Genomic DNA, 23013 nt, shown 5'->3' with positions numbered 1-23013 from the left:
CGGCGTCAGTCGTCCAGGTTCTCGCCGAAGTCGGGGCGGACGCCGAGGGCGGCCATGACCTCGTCGTTGGAGGTGCCCGCGGCGACCATCGGCCAGACCTGGGCGTCCTCGTGCACGATGAAGTCCACGACGACGGGACGGTCGTTGATGGAGTTGGCCTTGGCGATCACCGCGTCCAGCTCGTCCGGGGACTCGCAGCGCATCGCGACGCAGCCCATGGCCTCCGCCAGCTTCACGAAGTCGGGGATGCGGGTGCCCCGGCAGACCTCGCCGTCGGAGTCCTTGCCGGAGTGCAGGACGGTGTTGGAGTAACGCTCGTTGTAGAAGAGGGTCTGCCACTGGCGGACCATCCCGAGGGCGCCGTTGTTGATGATCGCGACCTTGATGGGGATGTTGTTGACGGCGCAGGTGGCCAGTTCCTGATTGGTCATCTGGAAGCAGCCGTCGCCGTCGATCGCCCAGACGGTACGGTCCGGCTGTCCGGCCTTCGCGCCCATCGCGGCGGGGACGGCGTACCCCATCGTCCCGGCGCCGCCCGAGTTCAGCCAGGTGGCGGGCTGCTCGTAGTCGATGAAGTGCGCGGCCCACATCTGGTGTTGGCCGACGCCCGCCGCGTAGATGGTGTCGTCCGGGGCCAGTTGGCCGATGCGCTGGATGACCTGCTGCGGGGAGAGGCTGCCGTCCTCGGGCTGGGTGTAGCCCAGGGGGTAGGTGTCGCGCCAGCGGGAGAGGTCCTTCCACCAGGCGCTGTAGTCACCGGTGTTGCCCTCGGTGTGCTCGGCCTGGACGGCCTGCACGAGGTCGGCCAGGACCTCGCGGGCGTCCCCGACGATGGGCACGTCCGCGTGGCGGTTCTTGCCGATCTCGGCCGGGTCGATGTCGGCGTGGACGATCTTGGCGTACGGCGCGAAGCTGTCGAGCTTGCCGGTGACGCGGTCGTCGAACCGGGCTCCGAGGGCGATGATCAGGTCGGCCTTCTGCAACGCGGTGACGGCGGTGACCGCACCGTGCATGCCCGGCATTCCCACGTGCAGGGGGTGACTGTCGGGGAACGAGCCCAGCGCCATCAGGGTGGTGGTGACGGGGGCTCCGGTGAGCTCGGCGAGGACCCGCAGCTCGGCGGTGGCGCCGGCCTTCATGACCCCGCCGCCGACGTACAGGACCGGGCGCTTGGCCGCGGTGAGCAGCTTGGCGGCCTCACGGATCTGCTTGGCGTGCGGCTTGGTGACCGGGCGGTAGCCGGGCAGGTCCAGGACGGGCGGCCAGCTGAAGGTCGTACGGGCCTGGAGCGCGTCCTTCGCGATGTCGACCAGGACGGGTCCCGGGCGTCCCGTGGACGCGATGTGGAACGCCTCCGCGATGGTCCGCGGGATGTCCTCGGCCTTGGTGACCAGGAAGTTGTGCTTGGTGATCGGCATGGTGATGCCGACGATGTCCGCCTCCTGGAAGGCGTCCGTGCCGATGGCCGCGCTGGCCACCTGGCCGGTGATCGCGACGAGCGGCACGGAGTCCATGTGCGCGTCGGCGATCGGGGTGACCAGGTTGGTGGCGCCGGGTCCCGAGGTCGCCATGCAGACCCCGACCTTGCCGGTCGCCTGGGCGTACCCGGTGGCCGCGTGGCCCGCGCCCTGCTCGTGGCGGACCAGGACGTGACGGACGCGGGTGGAGTCCATCATCGGGTCGTAGGCGGGGAGGATGGCGCCGCCGGGGATGCCGAACACCGTGTCGGCCCCCACTTCCTCCAGCGATCGGATGAGGGACTGCGCGCCCGTGACGTGCTCGACGGTGGCGGGGGACGGTCCGCCGGTACGGGCCCGCGGCTGCGGATGGTGGGCCCCGGTGGCCTGGTCGGTCATCGGCATTCTCTTCTCGAAGCTGAGGGTGTTCGCGAGGGTTTGGGGTGTATCGGTGCAACAAAAAACCCCTCGTGCCGGGAGGCAAGCGAGGGGAGCGCGTCGGGTGCGGTCTGCGGAGCCGGTACGGGCTCTGCTTCAGCCGACGCGCTTGCCAAGTACGAGAATTCGGGTGCGCATGGCATTGACCCTCCCTCCGGCCCGCCACGGCTGTCAAGTGGGTGGGACGGGCGTCTCATTATTTGAGCGGCTGGCGGGGATGGAGGGGTACGGGATCCGGTCAGCACCCGGCGGGCGGGTGTAGCGGACGGGCAGGGAGCCGCCGCTCAGGACGGGCCGCGGGACGCCGGGGGTGCCCGGGGCGCCGCCGGGCAGCGGGTAGGAGCCGCGCACCAGGGCGCGGCGCAGCCGGAACTCGTCGAGGGGCCCGGAGAAGGCCATGCCCTGTCCGTGTGTGCAGCCCATGGCGCGGAGGGCCACCACCTGCTCGGGGAGGTCCACGCCCTCCGCCACGGACTCCAGGCCGAGGTCCCCGGCGATCTTGAGCAGCCCGGTGGTGATCTTGTGCAGCCGGGCGGACTCCACCACCCCGTCGACCAGCCCGCGGTCCAGTTTCAGGATGTCCACGGGCAGGCGGCGCAGGGCGTTGAGGGCCGCGTACCCGCTGCCGAAGCCGTCGAGCGCGATCCGTACGCCGAGCCGGCGCAGCGCGAGGAGGCGGTGCTCCAGCTCGTCCAGGGAGCTGCGGGGGTCGCTGTCGGCCAGCTCGATGACCAGCGCCCCGGAGGGCAGGCCGTGGCGGGCGAGGAGGGTCTCCACCGAGCCGAGGGGCAGGGACCGGTCGAGCAGCCTGCGGGCCGGGAGCCGTACGACGACGGGGGCGGGATGGCCGAGCGCGGTGCGCTCGGCGGCCTGGGCGACGGCCTCTTCGAGGAGCCAGCGGCCCAGCTCGGCGGTGCGGTCGCTGTCGTCGGCGACGCGCAGGATCTCGGCGGGCGTGGAGAGGATGCCCTGGGCGGTGCGCCAGCGCGCCTGGGCGGCCACGGAGCAGACCCGGCCGGTGGTGAGGTGCACCACGGGCTGGTGCAGGAGCGCGAACTCGCCGTCGTGCAGCGCGGTGCGCAGCCGGGCCGCCAGCTCCGTCCTGCGGACGACGTCGGCCTGCATCTGGGGGGCGTACAGCTCGACGCGGTCCTTGCCGCCGGCCTTGGCGCGGTACATGGCGAGGTCGGCGTTGCGCATCAGGTCGGTGGGGGTGATGCCGGGCTCCGCGAAGGCGACGCCGATGGAGGCGGCGACCCGGACGTCGTTGCCCTCGATGCGGTACGGCTGCGAGAGCTGGAGGCGCAGCCGGTCGGCGATCTCGTGGACCAGGTACTCGCGGGCGGTCTGGTCGTCGCCGCCGTCGCCGAGGACGATCGCCGCGAACTCGTCGCCGCCGAGCCGGGCCACGGTGTCCTCGGCCCGGACGGAGTCCTGGAGCCGGCGGGCGGCCTGGATCAGCAGTTCGTCGCCGACCTGGTGGCCCAGCCGGTCGTTGACGCTCTTGAAGCCGTCGAGGTCGATGAAGAGCACGGCCGTGCCGGGGTCGCTCGCCCGGCGGCCGGAGAGGGCGAGCCGGACGCGCTCGGTGAACAGGGCGCGGTTGGGCAGGTCGGTGAGCGGGTCGTGTTCGGCGTTGTGCTGCAACTGCGCCTGAAGGCGGACCCGCTCGGTGACGTCACGGCTGTTGAAGATCAGTCCGCCCTGGTGGCGGTTGACGGTGGACTCCACGTTGAGCCAGTCGCCGGTGCCGGACTTGAAGCGGCACTCGATCCGGGTCGTGGGCTCCTCCGTGGGAGGCGCGGCCAGAAATCGCCGTACCTCGTGGTGCACCCGGCCGAGATCGTCCGGGTGGATGATCGTGGCCAGTTCGGCGCCGACGAGGGCCTCGGCGTCGCGTCCGTAGACGCCGGTCGCGGCGGGGCTGACGTACCGCAGGGTCCCGGAGGGCGCGGCGATCATGATGACGTCGCTGGACCCCTGGACCAGGGAGCGGAAGTGGTTCTCCTTCTGGGCCAGTTCGTGGGTGAGCGCGATGTTGTCGAGGAGCATGATGCCCTGCCGTACGACCAGGGCGAGCACGACCGTACAACCGGTGAGGACCACCACCCGGTCCACCCGGCGGCCCTCGATGACGTTGTAGAGGATCCCGAGCGTGCAGACGGCGGCGGCGAGATACGGCGTGAGCGCGGCCAGGGAGCCGGCGATGGGGCGGCTGGAGGGACGGACGGGCGGGGCGAGGGCGGGGACCGGGGGCGGCGGGTCCGGTGCCGCGTCCGCGCCGCGGCGCACGCCCCAGGGCGCGTACGCGAGGAGGAGGGAGCCGGCGAACCAGCCGGCGTCCAGGAGCTGTCCCGAGCGGTACGTGGCCCGCAGCAGCGGCGAGGTGAACAGGGCGTCGCAGAGCACGGTCAGCGCGAGGGCCGCGATGGCGGTGTTCACCGCCGAGCGGCTGCCCGTGGAGCGCCGGAAGTGCAGGGCGAGCACCATGCTGACGAGCACGATGTCGAGCAGGGGGTAGGCGAGGGACAGGGCGGCCTGGGCGACGCTCTCGCCGCGGAAGTGCGCGTTGTGCGCGAGGGCGAGGCTCCAGGAGAGGGTCAGCAGCGAGCCGCCGATGAGCCAGGAGTCCAGGGCCAGGCAGACCCAGCCGGCCTTCGTGACGGGGCGCTTGGCGAGGACGAGCAGGCCGACGATGGCGGGCGGCGCGAAGCAGAGGAAGAAGAGATCGGCGAGGGACAGGCCCGGCACGGGGCGGTCGAGGACCACTTCGTACCAGCCCCAGACTGCATTGCCGCAGGAGGCCATGGCGGAGGACAGCGAGAAGAGCAGCCAGGCGGGGCGGAAGCGCCGGTCGCGGCCGCGTGCGTAGAGGAAGCAGGAGACGGCCGCGAGGCCCGCGGCGAGGCTCAGCCCGAAGTCGCCCATTATCAGAGCCAGTTCCGGGGATCCCCAGCCGAGGGCCGCGCCCGCGGCGTAGCCCCCGCAGATCAGGGCGAGGAGGAGCTGGGCGACCAGCCCCGTACCGAGACCGCCCGGGGTGGGCCGGTGGGCGGGGAGCACGCTCTCGGCGCTCACCGGAGCGTCCCGGCGAGCGTCGCTGTCACCACCGCGGATCCCGGGCCGTGCGGGGCGGGGATCGGGCCTTCGGTACGCAGCGGGGCGTCCGGAGGTCGCCGTCGGCGGCCCTGCCGCGTCGGATGGTCGGTCCATCGGCCGTACATCGCCCGTCGCCCCCCTCGCTGTCTGATCTCTCCCCGCGTCGCACCTGCGCACGTCGCGACCCCCAGATCGGGACGATACACCAGTCTCGTCACTCAGGGACATAGCACTTCTACTCTCCGTCACCAGCGGGGGAGTTGCGAGTACCGGGTGTATCCACGACGCGGCCGGTCCGGGTCAGTGGCCTGTCGTGTGCACCACGTTGTGAGGTTCCTCCCCCGCCACGAACCGGGTCAGCTGTCCGGCGAGCAGCCGCTTGGCACGGGGCAGGAAGGCGGAGGTGGACCCGCCCACGTGGGGACTGATGAGAACACCCGGAGCATGCCAGAGCGGATGCCCCGGGGGGAGCGGTTCAGGCTCGGTGACGTCAAGTGCGGCCCTGATCCTTCCGGTTTCCAGCTCCCCGAGGAGCGCCTTGGTGTCGACGACGGCGCCGCGCGCCACGTTCACGAGGAGCGCGCCGTCCTTCATCAGGGCCAGGAACTCCGCCCCTGCCAGGCCCTTCGTCTCCTCGGTGAGCGGAGTCGAGAGGATGACGACGTCCGCCTCGGGGAGCAGCGCGGGCAGAGCGTCGAGCGGATGCACCTCACCGCGCTCCGTGGCACGGGCGGAGCGCGCGACGCGCGCCACCCGCGCGCACTCGAAGGGTGTGAGCCGGTCCTCGATGGCGGCGCCGATCGACCCGTACCCCACGATCAGTACCGATTTGTCGGCGAGCGCGGGGTAGAAACCGGAGCGCCACTCCTCACGCTCCTGGCCCGCGACAAATCCGGGAACTCCCCGCAGGGAGGCGAGGATCAGGGTGAGGGCGAGTTCGGCGGTGCTGGCCTCGTGGACGCCCTTCGCGTTGCACAGCCGTATGCCGGCGGGCAGCCGCGCGAGGCCGGGCAGCACGTGGTCGGTGCCGGCCGACAGCGTCTGTACGACGCGTACGGACGTCATCCGCGCGAGCGGCCGGACCGCCACCTCCGCGCCCTTCATGTACGGGACCACGTAGAAGGCGCAGTCGGCGGGATCCGCCGGGAAGTCCTCCGCGCCGTCCCAGTGGACGTAGCGCGGTCCGGCGGGGAGCCCTTCGATCTCGGCCGCCGGTATCGGGAGCCAGATGTCTGAAGTCATGGCCAGGAGGCTATGCGACGGCCGTCCGGAGCCGCCGCCGGCGGGGTCCGCCCCCCGGCGGGCCGGGCGGCCGATGGGGTTAGCTTGTGGGCGGAACGAGAAGGGGTACGGCGGTTGGAGCGCAGGACCATCGGTGCGGCGGCCCTCGACGTGGGCGCGATCGGGCTCGGCTGCGCGCCGATGAGCTGGGCGTACACCGCCTCGGAGCAGCGCGGCGACCGGTCGCTGCGCGCCGTGCACGCGGCGCTCGACGCCGGCACGAGCCTGCTCGACACGGCCGACATGTACGGGCCGTTCACCAACGAGCTGTTGCTGGGGCGGGTGGTCGGGGAGCGGCGGGACGAGATCTTCGTCTCGACCAAGTGCGGTCTGCTGGTGGGTGACCGGCATCTGGTCGCCAACGGCCACCCCCGGTATGTGAAGCGGGCCTGTGACGCCTCGCTGCGGCGGTTGCGGACCGAGGTGATCGATCTGTACCAACTCCACCGCGCGGACCCCGAGATACCCGTCGAGGAGACCTGGGGGGCCATGGCGGAGCTGGTGGGCGCGGGGAAGGTACGGGCGCTCGGGCTGTGCGCGGTGGAGGCGGGGCCGACGGCGTCGCGGGCCTTCCGCCGGAGTGCGCGGACGCGGCCGTACGAGGCGACCGTCCGGCAGCTGGAACGGGTGCAGCAGGTCTTCCCGGTGAGCGCGGTCGAGGCCGAACTGTCCCTGTGGTCGCCGGAGGCGCTGGAGCGGCTGCTGCCGTGGTGCGAGGCGCGGGGGGTGGGGTTCCTGGCGGCGATGCCGCTGGGCAGCGGCTTCCTGACCGGGACGCTCACGCCGGGGCAGGGCTTCGAGCCGGACGACGCGCGGGCCAGGCATCCGCGGTTCACGGCGGAGATGATGGCAGCGAACCAGCCGCTGGTGGCGGGGATACGCAGGGTCGCGGAGCGGCACGGCGCGACCCCGGCGCAGGTGGCGCTGGCGTGGGTGCTGGGCCGGGGGCCGCACGTGGTGCCCGTGCCGGGGACCAAGCGGGTGGAGTGGGCGGTGGAGAACGCGGGCGCGGCGGGGCTGGCGCTGACGGCGGCGGACCTGGCGGAGCTGGCGGACCTTCCGGCGGCGCGGGGGTCCTGGGACTGAGCGCGGGTCGTGGGATTCGGGAATCCATGGGCCGACGGTGGGAACCTGGCACGGGGCGGCGGTGTAAGAACAGTAGGAACCGCAGCGCTCACCCGCCGAAGGGATCAGAACCGTGCAACGTTCAGCAGTGACGGCCGTATGGGCCGCTGCCGTGCTTCTCGTGGCCACCGGGTGCTCGTCCGACGGCGACGGAGCGCGGACCGGCCGGATCCCGCTCCCCGCGTCGAGCACGGAAGGCACCGGGGGTACGGGGAGTACGGGGGGCGCGTCGGCCGGCGCGCCGTCCACCGGCGCGGAGGCGAGCGGGTCCGCGGCGCCCGCGAAGGGCTCGGCGAAGGTGGTGCGCACGCTCACCGAGGGGCTCAAGTCGCCGTGGGGCCTGGCCGCCCTGCCCGACGGTGACCTGCTGGTGTCCTCGCGGGACGAGGGCACGATCACGCGCGTCGCCGCCGACAGCGGGAAGCAGACGAAGATCGGCTCGGTGCCGGGCGTCTCGCCCGAGGGCGAGGGGGGTCTGCTGGGGATCGCGCTCTCCCCCGCGTACGCCTCGGACCACCTGGTGTACGCGTACTTCACGACGGAGTCCGACAACCGCATCGCGCGGATGCGCTACGACGACACGAGGCCGTCCGGGGAGCAGCTGGGCGCGCCGGACACGGTCCTGCGGTCGATCCCCAAGGGCACCATCCACAACGGCGGCCGGATCGCCTTCGGCCCGGACAAGATGCTCTACGCGGGCACGGGTGAGACGGGCGAGACGGGGCTCGCGCAGGACATGAAGTCGCTGGCGGGCAAGATCCTGCGGATGACGCCGGACGGGACGCCCGCGCCCGGCAATCCGGTGCCGGACTCGCTGGTGTACTCACCGGGCCACCGCAATGTGCAGGGCCTGGCCTGGGACTCCGGGAACCGGCTGTGGGCGGCGGAGTTCGGGCAGAACACCTGGGACGAGCTGAACCTGATCGAGCCGGGGAAGAACTACGGCTGGCCGGACGTCGAGGGGAAGGCCGGGAAGGCCGGGTTCGTGGACCCGGTGGTCCAGTGGCGGACGAGCGAGGCGTCCCCGAGCGGGATCGCCTACGCGCGGGGGTCCATCTGGATGGCCGGGCTGCGCGGCGAGCGGCTGTGGCGGATCCCGCTGGACGGACGGGAATCCGCGGCGGCGCCCCAGGCGTTCTTCGAGGGGAAGTACGGCCGTCTGCGCACGGTTCTCGCGGTGGGCGGCGACAAAGTGTGGTTGGTGACCAGCGAAACGGACACCAGGGGAACACCGGAGCCGGGGGACGACAGGATTCTCCAGCTGGAGGTCTCATGACCAGCCGTAGCGAGAAGGTGGACCGTCCGTGTTCAACATGATCGAGCAGCTCTTCGCCCCCGGCCGCAAGCACACCACCGAGGAGCAGAAGCGGCTGGAGCTGAGCCGCGTCGACGTCGACGCGAACGACCCGGGGCGGGGACCGATAGACCTCGCCTCGGGGAAGGTGACGATACGGGTGCCCACCGAGCAGACCGGGTCGTCGGAGCAGTCCGGCCAGTCCGAAGCGTCCGACGGGTCCGCCCCCTCCGCAGAGCCACCCACCCCGCCCGCCTCGTCGCCCGAGAAGTGAGCCGGAGTACGGTCCGCGGTACGGAACGGCCCGGCTCCACGGACCTCAGGCGGCCGGGTCGCTGAAGAGGCGCAGCCGGTGGGCCGTCGCGGCGGCCTCCGTGCGGCCGGAGACGCCGAGCTTTCCCAGGATGTTGGAGACGTGCACGCTCGCCGTCTTCGGCGAGATGTACAGCTCCTCGGCGATCCGGCGGTTGCTGTGGCCCGCGGCGACCAGGCGCAGGACGTCCTGTTCGCGCGGGGTCAGGCCCAGGGCCCGTACGGGATCGGTGGCCGCGCCGGTGAGGGCGGCCGCGCCGGACGCGCCGTCGAGGGCGATACGGGCCCGGGCGGCGAGCTGCCCGGTCTCCTCGGCCAGCGGGCGGGCGCCGAGGCCGACGGCGAGCGCGTGCGCGCGGGTCAGCGGGCCGGCCGCCGCGGACCGGTCGGCGTGGGCGTCCAGCAGGGCGGCGGCCCAGCCGCACTGCGCCAGCGCCGTCTCGTAGGGCCGTCCGACCTGCTCGAAGGCGACGGCCGCGCGCCCCCACAGTTCCGGCGTCGTACGGCCCTCGGCGCGCGCCAGCTCGGCGTCGAGCAGCAGACCGTACGCCTGCCAGACGGGCACGATCGCCGGCAGCCGCTTGGCCTCGGCCCGTACGGCGGCCAGGGTCCGCGCCCGGCCCCCCGCCGCGCCCGGCAGGCCCAGCGCCCCGGCCTCCATCGCCACCGCCGCGCACAGCAGCGGGAGCGCGTAGCGCTGGGTGCCCGGCGGGAAGCCCCGTCCGACGGCCTGCTCGAACTCCGCGCGGGCGTCGGCCAGCCTGCCCTGCCGCGCGGCCACGCTCATCGCCATCCTCGACAGCGAGATGGAGTGCTGCGGCTGCGGGTCGTGGGTGCCGTAGAACGCGCGGGCCGCGTCCACCTGGGCCCGCGCCTCGGCCAGGTCGCCCCGGCGCAGGGCCAGTTCGGCGCGGCGGTCGGCGATCAGGCCGCGGGTCTTGCGGGAGTGGGCGAGCCCGGCCGCCTCGTCGAGGACCCGGTCCGCCTCGGTCCAGCGGCCCAGCGACGTGAGCGACTGGGCGAGGTTGCCGCGCACCCAGCTCTCCGAGTTGGCGAGCCCCCGCTGGTGGCAGACCGCGATCGCCAGTTCGGCGGCGGCGACGGCCTCCGCCGAGCGGCCCACGGCCTCCAGCGTGGAGGGCAGATTGGTGCCGGCGCGGCCGATGATGCCGACGGCGCCGATCTCGGCGGCCCGGTCGCGCACCGCGTACATCTCGGCGAGGCCCTCCTCGATGCCGCCCGCGTCGGCGGTGAGCCAGCCGTGGGTGAGCCGGGCGTGCAGCTCGATGAACTCGGCGCCGACCAGCTCGGCGTACTCGACGGCGCGGGTGGCGGCGGCCAGGGCCTCGGGACCGGGCCGGTGCAGGGCGCCCCAGCTGGCGATGTTGACGAGGATGTCGGCGTGCACGGCCGACGGCGGCAGGCCGCGTACCAGCTCCTGGGCGGTGGCGAGTTCCTGCCAGCCGTCGCCGCGGGTGAGGTCCTGCATGAGCCGGGAGCGCTGCGTCCAGAACCACGCGGCGCGCAGCGGGTCGGTGTCCCGCTCCAGGACCCGCATGGCCTTCTTGGAGATCGCCAGGGCCCGTTCGCGGTCGCCGCCGAAGCGGGCGGCGACGGTCGCCTCCGCCATCAGGTCGAGGTACGAGAGCGCGGTGGTCTTCGTACCGCCGGCGCACGCGGGGTAGACCTCGGCGTCGTCCGGCGGCCGCAGCGTGGCGAGCACCTCCGGCGGGGCGTCGTCCCACAGCTCCATGGCCCGCTCCAGCAGGCGCAGTTGCTCGGAGTGGGCGTACCGCTGCCGTGCCTCGACGGCGGCGCTCAGGACGACGGGCAGGGCCTTGGCCGCGTCGTGGGCGTTGTACCAGTACCCGGCGAGGCGGGTGGTCCGTACATCGGCGCAGACGTACGCGGGATGGGCCTCCAGGGCCTCCGCGTACCGGCGGTTGAGCCGCGAGCGCTCGCCGGGGAGCAGGTCGTCGCTGACCGCCTCGCGGACCAGTGAGTGGCGGAAGCGGTAGCTGTTGTCGTCCACCGGGAGCAGGATGTTCGCGCCCACGGCGGCCCGCAGCGCCTCGATGAGGTCGTCCTCGGCGAGCCGCGACACGGTCAGCAGCAGCGGGTGTTCGACGGTGGTGCCGCCCTCGGCGACGATCCGTACGATCCGCTGGGCGTTCTCCGGCAGCGCCTCGACCCGGACGAGCAGGACGTCGCGCAGGGACTCGCTCAGGCCGGGGCGGCAGCCGGTGCCGTACGAGCAGGCCAGCTCCTCGACGAAGAAGGCGTTGCCGTCGGAGCGGGTGAAGATCTCGTCCAGCAGGGCCGCGTCGGGTTCGGCGGCGAGGATGCCGGCCAATTGCGTGGCGACCTCGGCGCGGGTGAAGCGGGAGAGTTCGAGGTGGCGGACGGACCGCAGTCGGTCCAGCTCGGCCAGGAGCGGGCGCAGCGGGTGACGGCGGTGGATGTCGTCGGCGCGGTAGGTGGCGATCACGACGAGCCGGCCCCGGCGCAGCGCGCGGAAGAGGTAGGCGAGGAGGTTCCGGGTCGAGGCGTCCGACCAGTGCAGGTCCTCCAGGACGAGCACCACCGTACGGTCGGCCGCCAGCCGTTCCAGCAGCCGGACGGTCAGTTCGAAGAGGCGCGCCGTGGAGTCCTCGCCGAGCGCCTCCCGCCCCGACTGCCCCAGCTCGGGCAGGATCCGGGCCAGCTCGCCCTCCTGGCCGTCGGCCGCCGCGATCAGTTCGTCGGGCAGCCGGCGCAGCAGGGAGCGCAGGGCGGTCGAGAAGGGGGCGAACGGCAGCCCGTCGGCGCCGATCTCGACGCAGCCGCCGACCGCGACGACGGCCTTCTCCGAGCAGGCGGTGTCGAGCAGTTCCTCGACCAGGCGGGTCTTGCCGACCCCGGCCTCACCGCTGATGAGCAGGGCCTGTGGCTCGCCGGCGTCGGCGCGGGCGAGCGCTTCGGTGAGAGCGGTCAGTTCGCCGGCTCTGCCGACGAACACAGGGCTGACGGACCTGGTATCCACACGGCCGAGCATCGCACAACTGCCCGAGCCCGGCGTACCGGTTTGTCCGTGCGCGCCGGGCGCGGGGACGCGTGTGCGCGCCCGCGTGTGGACGGGCGCGCGCTCCGGCGCGGGCACGAGGGCCCGCGCCGGAGCGGCCACCGCTGGAGCGGCCACCGCTGGAGCGGCCACCGCTGGAGCCGCCGGTACGGGCGGCGGTCCGGCCGGCGGCCTCATGCCGCGCGCGCGAAGCGTTCGCGAAGGGGGTTCACCGGCCCCTCCCCGGCGTCCCTGGCGGCTCGCCGCGCCTCACGGCGGGCGGCGCGGGCCTCCTGGACGAGCCGCCCCCGGGCGGCCCGGCGCAGCAGTTCGTCGGTGTGGATCTTCTGGAGTTCGTACGCGAACATGGTGTTCCCCCTGAGGCGAAGGTTCCGGCGTCTGGTGATGCCTCCACCTTCGTCTCCCACGGGGTCCGCCCGCATCGGGAGAGTGCCGCATTTCCGGACCCCCGGGGCCTTAGGCGCGGGGCCGGGCGCGGGGGTGCGGACGCGGATGCATAGGTACGGCCTAAGGCCCCGGCGGCGAAGCGCGCGAGGGCCTTAGGCCGAGAGGAAGAGCCGGGCGGGAAACGGGTCGTCCGCCGGGTGCTTACGGAGCCGCCGGGGCGGCCGGCGGCGCGGGCGGCACCGGGATCGACGCGAAGATGTCGAAGTACATGCCGACCGAGACCAGGATGCCCACAAAACCGAGGACGGCTCCCGCGATGGCGACGGGACGCACCCAGCCGGTCCGCTGCGGGAGTGCCACCACGATCGCGCCGACCAGCAGGGCGATCAGCGCGACCACGCCGTTGGCGGCGGCGGAGGCGTGCCACGCGTCCGCGTACCCCTCGGAGATCTGCTTGGCGGCGGTGGCGCTCTGGTCCAGCTTGACCTGCCCGGAGAGCGCCTCGCGCTCGGAGAGGACCTTGCCGAACCAGGTGCCGGTCAGGCCGACGATGCCGAGGGCCAGCGCGAGGAAGGCCCCGGCCATCGAGCCCAGGCCGGAGGGGCCGCGCTCGGCGGCGAGCTCGTCCGCGAAGTCGTCGTCGGACTCGTCGGACTCCTCGTCGTCGAACTCGACGACCAGCGCGCCGTCCGCCGCGTCGGGCCCTTCGGAGGAGTCCGCCTTACGGGCCGCGGGCACCGCCTCGTCACGCACGTCGCTCTCCCCGGCCGTGGGCGCGGTGGCCGCGGCGTTCTCAGGCGTGGGGTCCTGAGACGACTCCGGCTCGGGGGTCTGGGTCTTGGAGGTGGGGTTCATACGGCGCACGCTAGGGGCGAAGTCTGAGAACTTCCTGAGAACGCCGAAACTGACCGGAAGAGGCTCAACCCCCGGCGGACTTCCTGCCAGGGCTCCGGGGGGCGCGGCTCCGCACCGTCACCCAGTGATGTCGCGAACATCCGACTCCCTCGTCACCGCGGACTCCCTCGTCACCGCAGGCTCTCTCTTCACGGCGGACTCTCTCTTCACGGCCGTCACCCGGTGCCGTGCCTCGTGCGGTGCCCGCGCCGAGGGGCGCTGTCCGGGGACCGTCGAACGGGAGCCGTACTCGGGTGCCTCGACGCTGATCCGTGGCAGCCACCGGTCCAGCCGCTTCGGGAGCCACCAGTTGGCGCCGCCGAGCAGGTGCATGAGCGCCGGCACCAGCAGTGTACGGAGGACAAACGCGTCCAGCGCGACCGCGGCGGCCAGCGCGATGCCGAACATCGCGATGACCCGGTCGCCGCTGAGGACAAACGCCAGGAACACCGAAATCATGATGACGGCCGCCGAGTTGATCACCCGTCCGGTCTCGGCGAGTCCCACCCGTACGGCCCGTCTGTTGTCGCCGGTCTCCAGCCACTCCTCGTACATCCGGCTGACCAGGAAGACCTGGTAGTCCATGGAGAGCCCGAAGAGGACGGACACCATGATCACGGGGAGGAAGGGTTCGATCGGCCCGCCCCCGCCGAGCCCCAGCAGCCCACTCCCCCACCCCCATTGGAAGATCGCGACCACCACCCCGAAGGACGAGGCGACGGCGGCCACGTTCATCACCGCCGCCTTGAGCGGGATCCCCAGGGAGCGGAAGGCGAGCAGGAGGAGCAGACAGCCGAGGGTGATCACCACCCCGACGAAGAGCGGGAGTTTGCCGACGATCGTGCCGGCGAAGTCGTCGTAGCTGGCGGTGACGCCGCCGACGTACACCTCCAAGGAGGTGTCGGTCTCGGCGCGTGGGACCACGTCCGTACGCAACCGGTCGACCAGCTCGCTGGTCTGCCGGGACTGCGGGGCCGAGGTCGGTACGACGGTGAGCGACGCGGTGTCGCCGCTGCCGTTGAACATGATCGGGCCGACGGACGCCACCCCCTTGGTCGTACGGAGCAGGTCGGGCAGCTGGTCCATGGCGAGCCGGTCGTCCGCGCCGTCGAGGTGCGCGACCAGGGCGAGCGGCCCGTTGACGCCGGGGCCGAACCCCTCGGCGAGCCGGTCGTACGCCTGCCGGGTGGTGGTCGCGGCGGGGTCGTTGCCCTGGTCGGAGGTGCCGAGGTGGAGGGAGAACGTGGGCAGGGCCAGGAGCAGCATCACCCCGGCGGCGACCGCGCCCAGCAGTTTGGGGTGGCGCTCCACGAAGAGCGACCACCGGACGGCGAAGCCGCCGGGGACCTCGGGCTCGGGGCCACGGGTGGCGAGCCGCGCGCGTTCGCGCCGGCTCAGCGCGCGCATCCCCGTGAACGACAGCAGGGACGGCAGGAGGGTGACGGACGCGGCGACCGTCAGCACGACGGTGAGGGACGCGGCGATCGCGACGCCGTTGAGGAAACCGAGCCGGAGGACCAGCATGCCGAGCAGGGCGATGCAGACGGTGGCCCCGGCGAAGACGACGGCTCTGCCGGTGGTCGCGACGGCGTTCGTGGCGGCCTCGGTGACGGTGAGCCCGCGTTTGAGGCCCTTGCGGTGGCGGGTGACGATGAACAGCGCGTAGTCGATCCCGACGCCGAGCCCGATCAGCAGGCCGAGCATCGGCGCGAAGTCGGCGACGGTCATCACATGGCCGAGCAGCACGATGCCCGCGTACGCCGTGCCGACCGAGACGAGCGCGGTGGCGAGGGGCAGCGCGCTGGCGGCGAGCGAGCCGAAGGCGAGGAAGAGGACCACGGCGGCGACGACCACGCCCACGATCTCGGTCCGGTGGGCGCCCGTCGAGCCCTCGGTGAGGGCGACGGCGTCACCACCCAGGTCCACGTCGAGGGTGTCCGTGGCAGCGGACTTGGCGGTGTCGACGACCGCCTGGGCCCGCGCCTTCGGGAGGTCGTCGGCCTGCCGGTCGAAGGTGACGGTCGCGTAGGCGGTACGGCCGTCCTGGCTGATCCGGCCGTCGCCGTCGGGCGCGTACGGGCTGACGACGGACGAGACTCCGGGAAGCTTCGCGATCGTGGCGAGCGTCCTGCTCATGTCCTGGCGGACCTCGCCCGTACGGACCGAGCCCCGGTCCGTGTGCCAGACGACGGAGTCACTGTCGCCGCCGAGCCCCTGGAACTTCTCGGTGAGGAGCTGGGCCGCGTGACCGGACTCGCTGCCTGAGGTGTCGTAGTCGTTCGAGTACGAGGACCCCATCACCTGGGCCGCCACCGTGACGCCGCCGAGCGTGGTCAGCCACAGGAGGACAGCGAGCAGGCGATGCCTGACGCACCATCGCGCGAGGGCTGCCAAGAGGGTGCTCCCAGGGGTTCGTGGCTCCGCACCGTGAACACCCGTCGTGCGGCGGGGGAATCCGGGGTGAAGAGCGCGTGACCTACGGAGAGCCACTCTCGCAGCCGATAATGATCAATTGTCCGCTTCGTGGGGTTACTCACAGTGTGCGCCGGCCGGGAACTTCCACGGGAGCCGCGTCGGCGGGACCCGCGCCGTACGGCCGGGTCAGGCGGCCGACCGAGACCACCACCGCGTGCCGGCGCGCGGCGATCTCCGCCGCGCTCCCGGCCGCGCCCCCCGGCTCCGGGCTGCCCTCGCCCCACGTCGTGGCCATGCCCACCAGCAGCGCGAGCACCGCCTGGGGCGGCAGGCCCGCGTCCACCCGGCCGTCGCCCTGGGCCGCCGACAGCAGCCTCAGCTTCTCCGCGTTGGCCCGCTCGGCGAGCGGCAGTACCTCGCCGGGACGCTCCAGGCTGTGCCAGCGCGCGAGCCGCATGAGGTGGGGGTGGGAGAAGTGGAAGTCGAAGAGCGCGCCCGCGTACCCAGGCAGGTCGTCGGCGTCGAAGGGCGCGGCGGCCAGGATGTCCGCGACGGCGGCCTCGTACACCGCGTCGAAGAGCTGGTCCTTGCTGCCGAAGTGCACGTAGATCAGGTTCTTGTTGTACCCGGCGGCCGCGGCGATCCGGTCCACCCGCGCACCGGCGATGCCGTGCTCGGCGAACTCGTCCGTCGCCGCGCGCAGGAGGCCGGCCTTGGTCGTACGGGAGTCTCGGGGCACCGCCTCATCGTAGACAAGGACAGGCGGTGCGGGGCGGTCCGTAACTGAATGGTCAGTCACCCGTGGCGTTACGGCCGGACGAGGCGGTCCACCGCGACCACCACCGCGTGCCGGCGCGCGGCGAGCGCGACGGCCGCGGCCCGGTCCTCGCGCTCGCCCTCCACGCCCCCGTCCGCCCCGTCCGCCCCGCCGTCCGCCCCGTCCGCCCCGCCGTCCGCGCCGTCCCGCGCCGACGGCTCCACCCCGCCGTCCGACCAGGTCATGGCGATCGAGAACAGCAGCGGCAGGAGCAGCCGGGGCGGCAGCCCCGCGAACACCGCGCCCTCCGCCTGCGCCGCGGCCACCGCGTCGAGCTTGGCGCGCGTCGACTCGGCCGCGAGCGGCAGCTCGGCCTGGCGGCCCGGCCGCTCCATCCCGTACCAGCGCGCCAGCCTGACCAGGCGGGGATGGCTCATGTTGAAGTCGAAGAGGGCGCCCGCGTAGCCGGGCAGGTCGTGGGGCGTGATCGGAACGGTCTCCAGGAGCTCCCCGACGGCCCGCTCCACCACGGCCGCGAACAGCCCCTCCTTGCTGCCGAAGTGCACGTAGATCAGGTTCTTGTTCGCCCCCGCGCCGACCGCGATGCGATCCACCCGGGCACCGGCGATCCCGTACGCGGCGAACTCCTCCGTCGCGGCCTCCAGCAGGCGGTTCCTCGTGGCGTGCGGGTCTCTCGGCATGGATCCACCGTACAACTGACCAACCGGTCGGTTGCGTCGGCCTTGCATCCGCCGGAGAGCAGGGTCTACAGTCAAGTAACTGGACAGTCAGTTACTTACTTACGCGCTTATCTCACCAGGCACTTGTCCGTCCCGAGGAGTGATCCGCCCCATGTCCGAGTGGTCCCCACAGAACCTTCCCCGCCAGCAGGGCCGCCTCGCCGTCGTGACCGGCGCCAACACCGGCATCGGCGAGGTCACCGCCGTCGAGCTGGCGCGCGCGGGCGCCGAGGTGGTGCTGGCGGGGCGCTCCGCCGACAAGGTCCGCGCCGCCGCCGACCGGCTCACCGGGGCCGTCCCCGGCGCCACGGTCCGCGCCGAGGTGCTCGACCTCGCCGACCTGTCCTCCGTCGCGGCCTTCGCCGGCCGGCTGACCGAGAGCGGCCGCCCGCTGGATCTGCTGGTCAACAACGCCGGTGTGATGGCCATCCCCGAGCGCCGCGTCACGAAGGACGGCTTCGAGCTGACCTTCGGCACCAACCACCTCGGCCACTTCGCGCTCACCGGACGCCTGCTGCCGCTGCTGCTCAAGGCGCCCGCGCCGAGGGTGGTGACGGTCAGCGCGGTGATCGCCGGTGCCAGGGCCTTCACCGGCGACCTCGAGGATCCGCAGAGCGTGAAGCGCTACCGGCCGATGAGTTCGTACGCCAGGTCCAAGCTCGCCAACATCCTCTTCGCCCAGGAGCTCCAGCGCCGCGCCGACGCGGCGGGTGTGCCCCTGACCAGCGTGGTCATCCACCCGGGTTCGGCCTTCACCGGGCTCCAGCAGCACGGCTCCGGCCTCACCCGGCGCCTGTCGAAGCTCGCTCTCGGCCGGGTCGTCGGCTCCAGTACGGAGGAGGCCGCGCTGCCCTCGCTGTACGCGGCGACCGCCCGGGACGTGACCCCCGGCGGCTACTACGAGCCGGGCGGCAGGCGCGGCGCGCCCGAGACCCCGCAGCCCGCCAAGCTCCCGGCGGCGGCGTCCGACGCCCGGCTGGCGGCGACCCTGTGGACGGACTCGGAGGAACAGACCCACGTGTGCTACCGCTGGTCCTGACCCGGGCCACCGGGCCCTGCCTCCCCGGCCCCCGACCCGCGCGTGGCCCCGGAGGGTGAGGTCACCCCGGGGCCACGCGGGTCCGGCTCCACCGATCGGAATCGGCGGCCGGTCGTCAGGCGGGCAGCAGGAACTGCTGGTTGGTGCCGCCCGCGCAGGTCCAGATCTGGAGCCGCGCGCCGTTGGCCGTGGACTTGTCCACGACGTCCAGGCACTTGCCGGACACGGGGTTCACCAGCGTGTTGCCGCTGCCCTTCTGCCACTGCTGGGCGCCCGTGCCGTTGCAGTCGTACAACTGGGCCTTGGTGCCGTTCGCCGTCCCCGCCGCGGCGAGGTCGAGGCACTTGCCGAGCGCGCGGACCGTACCGTCCGTGGACACCGTCCACTGCTGGGCGGTGGACCCGTTGCAGTCGTAGAGCTGCACCGCTGTGCCGTTGGCGTTGCTCGCCGCGTTCACGTCGACGCACTTGCCGCCGAGACCGGTGATCTTGCCGGTGGCGCCGGTGGGCGGCGGGGTGGTGCCGCCGCCGCCCGTGACGCCGTTGAACGTGCTGGAGAACTGCCAGGCGCTCTGCGAGGTGCCGCTGCACGTGTCGGAGAGGGTGCCGTTGGTCGCGCAGGCCTTGTCCCGGCCGAGCGCCCAGAAGGCCAGCTCCTGGATGCCCTTGGCCTTGGCGAAGGCCGTGAGGGTGTTCGCGTTGGCCGTGCTGAACACCTCGGCCGTGGTGTCGTTCACCCCGATCATCGGGGTGTTGCCCTCCATCGCCCACAGCTGCGCGTCGGTCTTGGTGGTCCAGATCCGGCCGAGCTGCGCGTGCAGCGCGGTGGCCGCGTCCGTGGCCGCCTTGCCCATGTCCATCGCCGGCCCGTAGTCCATCGTCATCAGGTTGACGAGGTTGACGGTGAGGTTGTTGTTCTTGGCGTTGGTCAGCAGGTCGAGCTGGTCCTGGGGCAGACCGGTGGGGTCGGTCGCCAGGGTGAACTGGACGTCCAGCTTCCGGCCCGCCGCCGCGTACTCCTGCTGGAGCTGGGCGAGCGCCTTGTTGCGGCGGTCGTTGGCCGCGTCGTCGTCGATGACCCCGTCACCCTCGATGTCGAAGTCGACCCGGGTGAGGTTGAGGCCGTCGATGACACGCTTGTACTGGGTCTTGAGGGCGGCCACCGAGGTGCAGGCCTGGCCCAGCTCGGTGCCCGCGGCGCCGCCGAACGAGGCGATGACGTCGCCGCCCGCGGCGCGGTTGGCGTTGATCGCCGAGGTCCAGCCGGCGTCGGTGATGGGGGTGTCACCGTTGTACGTGGCGTTGCAGCCGCCGCCGTCGATGATGAAGGCGAGGGTGAAGTACTTGAGCCCGGTGGCGTTGCGGGCGTTGGCCATCGCCGACGGCGAGGCGTAGGTCTCGATGTAGGGCGCCGCGTACTGGGCGGGGAAGCCGGGGCCCGGGTTGGCCGCGGCGCTGGCGCCGCCGGCGGTGGCGACTACCGCGGTGGCGGCCAGGGCGAGGACGGCCGGAACCGCGGCCAGCGCTCTCGTACAGGATCGGAACACGGAAACTCCTGTCATGGACGCATCAATACACACGTGGGGGTGGAGCGCAGACAAGTACCGAAATGAGCGGACGGGGATCGGCCGTCGTGGTTCAGGTGAAAGAACGGAGACCGTTCATGTGAACCGGCCGGTATGGGAACGAGTAAAGGACTAGACCAACGGTGCGTCAATGGCTTGTCCACCGACCACAGGAGTTGCAGACCGGGTTTTTGACGGCTGTTTACCGTCCCGGGACAACCAGGGGGGCCGTCGCGGGCTCAGCTTCCGAACGCGAGCAGCGACAGCCAGAGCCCGGCCGTCGAGACCAGGAGCGTGGCGGGCACGGTCAGCAGGCCCAGCCTGGTGAAGAGGCCCAACTCCGGTTCGGTGTGGTGCTCGTGCATGATGCGCCGCCACAGCAGGGTCGCCAGGGAGCCGACGTAGGTGAGGTTCGGACCGAGGTTGACCCCGATCAGCGCGGCCAGGACCGGGCCTGGCCCTGCGGGCCCGACGACCGGCAACAGGGCCAGGATCGCGGGGAGGTTGTTGATCAGGTTGGACAGGACGGCGGCCACCGCGGCGATCGCCAGCAGCGCGGCCAGCGACGAGCCGTCCGGGAGCAGGCGCTCGATCCCGGTGTTGAGGCCGTTGTCCACGACGGCCTTGACCACCACGCCGAGCGCGAGGACGAAGAGGCAGAAGAGCGGCGAGGCCGCGCGGACGAGACCGGGCACGGTCGTACGGCGCTGCACCAGGGCGCGGACGGCGAGGACGACCGCACCGGCGAACGCCGCCCAGACCGGCTCGATCCCGGCGAACGAGGTGACCACGAACCCGGCGAGGGTCAGGCCGAGGACCACGAGGGTGAACACGGGGACGGGGGTGGTCTTTTCGCGTACCGGATCGGTGCCCACGCCGGTGTCCGCATCCGCATCCGCATCGAGGTCTGCCGCGAAGAACCGCCGGAAGACCACGTACTCCACCCCCACCGCCGCGATCCACGGCAGTGTCATCAGCAGCGCGAACCGCGTGAACGACAGCCCGCTCGCCGTGAGCGCCAGCAGATTGGTGAGGTTGGAGACCGGCAGCAACAGCGAGGCGGAGTTGGCGAGATGGGCGCACGCGTAGACGTGCGGCCGGGGCCGGGCACCGAGCTTGGCGGCAGTCGCGAACACCACCGGTGTGAGCAGCACGACCGTCGCGTCCAGGCTGAGGATCGCGGTGATGACGGCGGCCACGGCGAACACCCCGCCCAGCAGCCGCCGGGGCCGGCGCCCGCACACCCGCGCCACCAGCTCCCCCGCCGCCTTGAACAGCCCTTCGTCGGCGCAGAGCTGGGCCAGGACGAGCACCGCCGCGAGGAAGCCGACCACCGGCAGCAGGCTGTGCGTCTGCTGCCACGCCTCGTGCGGCGATACGGCACCGAGGGCGACGAGCAGCAGCGCGGCGGGTACGGCGGCGACCGCCTCCGGCCACCCGCGGGGGCGTACGACGGCGAACGCCAGCACGGCCAGCAGCAGCGCGACGGAGACGGTTTCCGCGACAACGACGTTCAGAGCGCACTCCTGAAGGCACCCGGCATGGCTCGGGGGTGGCGCACCCGTCAGGTGCGCCACCCCCGGTGGCATACGTACACGTACAGCGCGGGGTCAGCCCCCGCCCCGACCGAGGATCAGCCCTCGGCTCCCAGCTTCTCCAGGATCAGCTCGCGCACCCGCGCCGCGTCCGCCTGGCCGCGCGTGGCCTTCATGACCGCGCCGACCAGCGCGCCCGCCGCGGCGACCTTGCCCGCCCTGATCTTGTCGGCGATCGCCGCGTTGCCCGCGATCGCCTCGTCCACGGCCAGGCCCAGCGCGCCCTCGTCGGAGACGACCTTCAGGCCGCGCTTCTCGACGACGGTGTCCGGGTCGCCCTCGCCGGCGAGAACGCCGTCCAGGACCTGCCGGGCCAGCTTGTCGTTGAGATCGCCGGACACCACCAGCGCCGCCACCCGGGCCACCTGCTCCGGGGTGATGGGCAGCTCGTCCAGCGCGCGGCCCGACTCGTTGGCGTTACGGGCCAGCTCGCCCATCCACCACTTGCGGGCCTGGTCGGCCGGGGCGCCCGAGGCGATCGTCGCGACGATCGGCTCGATCGCGCCGGCGTTCAGCATCGACTGCATGTCGTGCTCGGTGACGCCCCACTCCTCGCGGAGCCGGTTCCGTCGCGCGCGCGGCATCTCGGGCAGCCCGGCGCGCAGTTCCTCGACCCAGTCACGGGCGGGGGCGACCGGTACGAGGTCGGGCTCCGGGAAGTACCGGTAGTCCTCCGCGTTGTCCTTGATGCGGCCGGCCGTGGTGGACCCGTCCTCCTCGTGGAAGTGGCGGGTCTCCTGGACGATCGTGCCGCCCGAGTCCAGCACCGCGGCGTGGCGCTGGATCTCGTAGTGGGCGGCGCGCTCCACGCTCCGGAGCGAGTTGACGTTCTTCGTCTCGGAGCGGGTGCCGAACTCCTCGCGGCCGTGCGGGCGCAGCGACAGGTTCACGTCGCACCGCATCTGGCCCATCTCCATGCGCGCCTCGGAGACCCCGAGCGCCTTGATGAGTTCGCGCAGCTCCGCGACGTACGCCTTGGCGACCTCGGGGGCCCGGGCGCCCGCGCCCTCGATCGGCTTGGTGACGATCTCGATGAGCGGGATCCCGGCGCGGTTGTAGTCGAGCAGGGAGTGGGACGCGCCGTGGATACGGCCGGTGGCGCCGCCGACGTGCAGCGACTTGCCGGTGTCCTCCTCCATGTGGGCGCGCTCGATCTGCACCCGGAAGACCTCGCCGTCGGCGAGCTGGACGTCCAGGTAGCCGTTGAAGGCGATCGGCTCGTCGTACTGCGAGGTCTGGAAGTTCTTGGGCATGTCCGGATAGAAGTAGTTCTTCCGGGCGAAGCGGCACCACTCGGCGATCTCGCAGTTGAGCGCGAGGCCGATCTTGATCGCCGACTCGACCCCGATCGCGTTGACGACCGGGAGCGAGCCGGGCAGACCCAGACAGGTGGGGCAGGTCTGCGAGTTGGGGTCGGCCCCCAGCTCGGTCGAGCAGCCGCAGAACATCTTGGTCCTGGTGCCGAGCTCGACATGGACCTCCAGGCCCATGACGGGATCGTACGTAGCGAGGGCGTCCTCGTACGGCACGAGTTCAGTGACGGTCACGGTTGAAA

At 72.5% G+C, this 23013-nt stretch carries 16 protein-coding genes; 4 read left to right on the top strand and 12 right to left on the bottom strand.

What is annotated here, in order from left to right; genetic code table 11:
- Positions 1–5: 5 nt before the first annotated feature.
- The 3 genes from ACIO1C_RS27925 to ACIO1C_RS27915 form a co-directional block, all read right to left on the bottom strand.
- Positions 6–1856 carry an acetolactate synthase large subunit gene (locus tag ACIO1C_RS27925; protein ID WP_401868304.1) on the bottom strand — a complete coding sequence of 617 codons (1851 nt, stop codon included), beginning with the start codon at positions 1854–1856 and terminating at the stop codon, positions 6–8.
- Positions 1857–2066: 210 nt separating this feature from the next.
- Complete coding sequence (locus ACIO1C_RS27920; protein ID WP_401868302.1) at positions 2067–5108, bottom strand: putative bifunctional diguanylate cyclase/phosphodiesterase; 3042 nt, start codon at positions 5106–5108, stop codon at positions 2067–2069.
- Between the two features lie 186 nt (positions 5109–5294).
- Positions 5295–6236: a 2-hydroxyacid dehydrogenase gene (locus ACIO1C_RS27915; RefSeq protein ID WP_401868299.1), complete on the bottom strand. Its 942-nt coding sequence runs from the start codon at positions 6234–6236 to the stop codon at positions 5295–5297.
- A 114-nt stretch (positions 6237–6350) separates the two neighbouring features.
- On the opposite strand from ACIO1C_RS27915, the gene ACIO1C_RS27910 reads away from it, so the two are divergent.
- The 3 genes from ACIO1C_RS27910 (at position 6351) to ACIO1C_RS27900 (ending at position 8968) form a co-directional block, all read left to right on the top strand.
- A complete protein-coding gene (locus ACIO1C_RS27910) occupies positions 6351–7361 on the top strand; it encodes an aldo/keto reductase (RefSeq protein WP_401868297.1) in 1011 nt (336 codons plus the stop codon).
- 127 nt (positions 7362–7488) lie between these two features.
- Positions 7489–8676, top strand: a complete 1188-nt coding sequence (locus ACIO1C_RS27905) for a PQQ-dependent sugar dehydrogenase (protein ID WP_401868694.1) — start codon at positions 7489–7491, stop codon at positions 8674–8676.
- A gap of 37 nt (positions 8677–8713) precedes the next feature.
- A complete protein-coding gene (locus ACIO1C_RS27900; RefSeq protein WP_401868692.1) occupies positions 8714–8968 on the top strand; it encodes a DUF6191 domain-containing protein in 255 nt (84 codons plus the stop codon).
- A gap of 45 nt (positions 8969–9013) precedes the next feature.
- Here ACIO1C_RS27900 and ACIO1C_RS27895 read toward each other — a convergent pair whose 3' ends face one another.
- From ACIO1C_RS27895 to ACIO1C_RS27870, 6 genes are all read right to left on the bottom strand, one after another.
- Positions 9014–12040 carry an AAA family ATPase gene (locus ACIO1C_RS27895; RefSeq protein WP_401868690.1) on the bottom strand — a complete coding sequence of 1009 codons (3027 nt, stop codon included), beginning with the start codon at positions 12038–12040 and terminating at the stop codon, positions 9014–9016.
- A gap of 200 nt (positions 12041–12240) precedes the next feature.
- Complete coding sequence (locus tag ACIO1C_RS27890; RefSeq protein ID WP_401868294.1) at positions 12241–12414, bottom strand: hypothetical protein; 174 nt, start codon at positions 12412–12414, stop codon at positions 12241–12243.
- A 241-nt stretch (positions 12415–12655) separates the two neighbouring features.
- The gene (locus tag ACIO1C_RS27885; RefSeq protein WP_401868292.1) at positions 12656–13309 is read right to left on the bottom strand and encodes a hypothetical protein; all 654 of its coding nucleotides are present in this window, start codon (positions 13307–13309) and stop codon (positions 12656–12658) included.
- Positions 13310–13426: 117 nt separating this feature from the next.
- A complete protein-coding gene (locus tag ACIO1C_RS27880; protein WP_401868290.1) occupies positions 13427–15742 on the bottom strand; it encodes an MMPL family transporter in 2316 nt (771 codons plus the stop codon).
- Between the two features lie 139 nt (positions 15743–15881).
- A complete protein-coding gene (locus ACIO1C_RS27875) occupies positions 15882–16502 on the bottom strand; it encodes a TetR family transcriptional regulator (protein ID WP_401868288.1) in 621 nt (206 codons plus the stop codon).
- Between the two features lie 68 nt (positions 16503–16570).
- Entirely contained in the window at positions 16571–17221 is a 651-nt protein-coding gene (locus ACIO1C_RS27870; protein WP_401868285.1) for a TetR family transcriptional regulator, read from the bottom strand.
- A 151-nt stretch (positions 17222–17372) separates the two neighbouring features.
- Between ACIO1C_RS27870 and ACIO1C_RS27865 the strand changes: the two genes are divergently transcribed.
- Positions 17373–18299 carry an oxidoreductase gene (locus ACIO1C_RS27865; protein ID WP_401868282.1) on the top strand — a complete coding sequence of 309 codons (927 nt, stop codon included), beginning with the start codon at positions 17373–17375 and terminating at the stop codon, positions 18297–18299.
- A gap of 115 nt (positions 18300–18414) precedes the next feature.
- On the opposite strand, the gene ACIO1C_RS27860 is transcribed toward ACIO1C_RS27865, so the two are convergent.
- From ACIO1C_RS27860 to gatB, 3 genes are all read right to left on the bottom strand, one after another.
- The gene (locus tag ACIO1C_RS27860; protein WP_401868279.1) at positions 18415–19845 is read right to left on the bottom strand and encodes a ricin-type beta-trefoil lectin domain protein; all 1431 of its coding nucleotides are present in this window, start codon (positions 19843–19845) and stop codon (positions 18415–18417) included.
- Between the two features lie 257 nt (positions 19846–20102).
- Positions 20103–21380: an SLC13 family permease gene (locus ACIO1C_RS27855; RefSeq protein ID WP_401868688.1), complete on the bottom strand. Its 1278-nt coding sequence runs from the start codon at positions 21378–21380 to the stop codon at positions 20103–20105.
- A 116-nt stretch (positions 21381–21496) separates the two neighbouring features.
- The gene (gene gatB, locus ACIO1C_RS27850; protein ID WP_401868277.1) at positions 21497–23005 is read right to left on the bottom strand and encodes an Asp-tRNA(Asn)/Glu-tRNA(Gln) amidotransferase subunit GatB; all 1509 of its coding nucleotides are present in this window, start codon (positions 23003–23005) and stop codon (positions 21497–21499) included.
- Between the last annotated feature and the right edge of the window lie 8 nt (positions 23006–23013).

Source organism: Streptomyces sp. NPDC087420 (genome assembly GCF_044744165.1).
In the GTDB taxonomy this organism is placed as follows: Bacteria; Actinomycetota; Actinomycetes; order Streptomycetales; family Streptomycetaceae; genus Streptomyces.
This window is presented reverse-complemented; position numbering and strand designations above follow the sequence as displayed.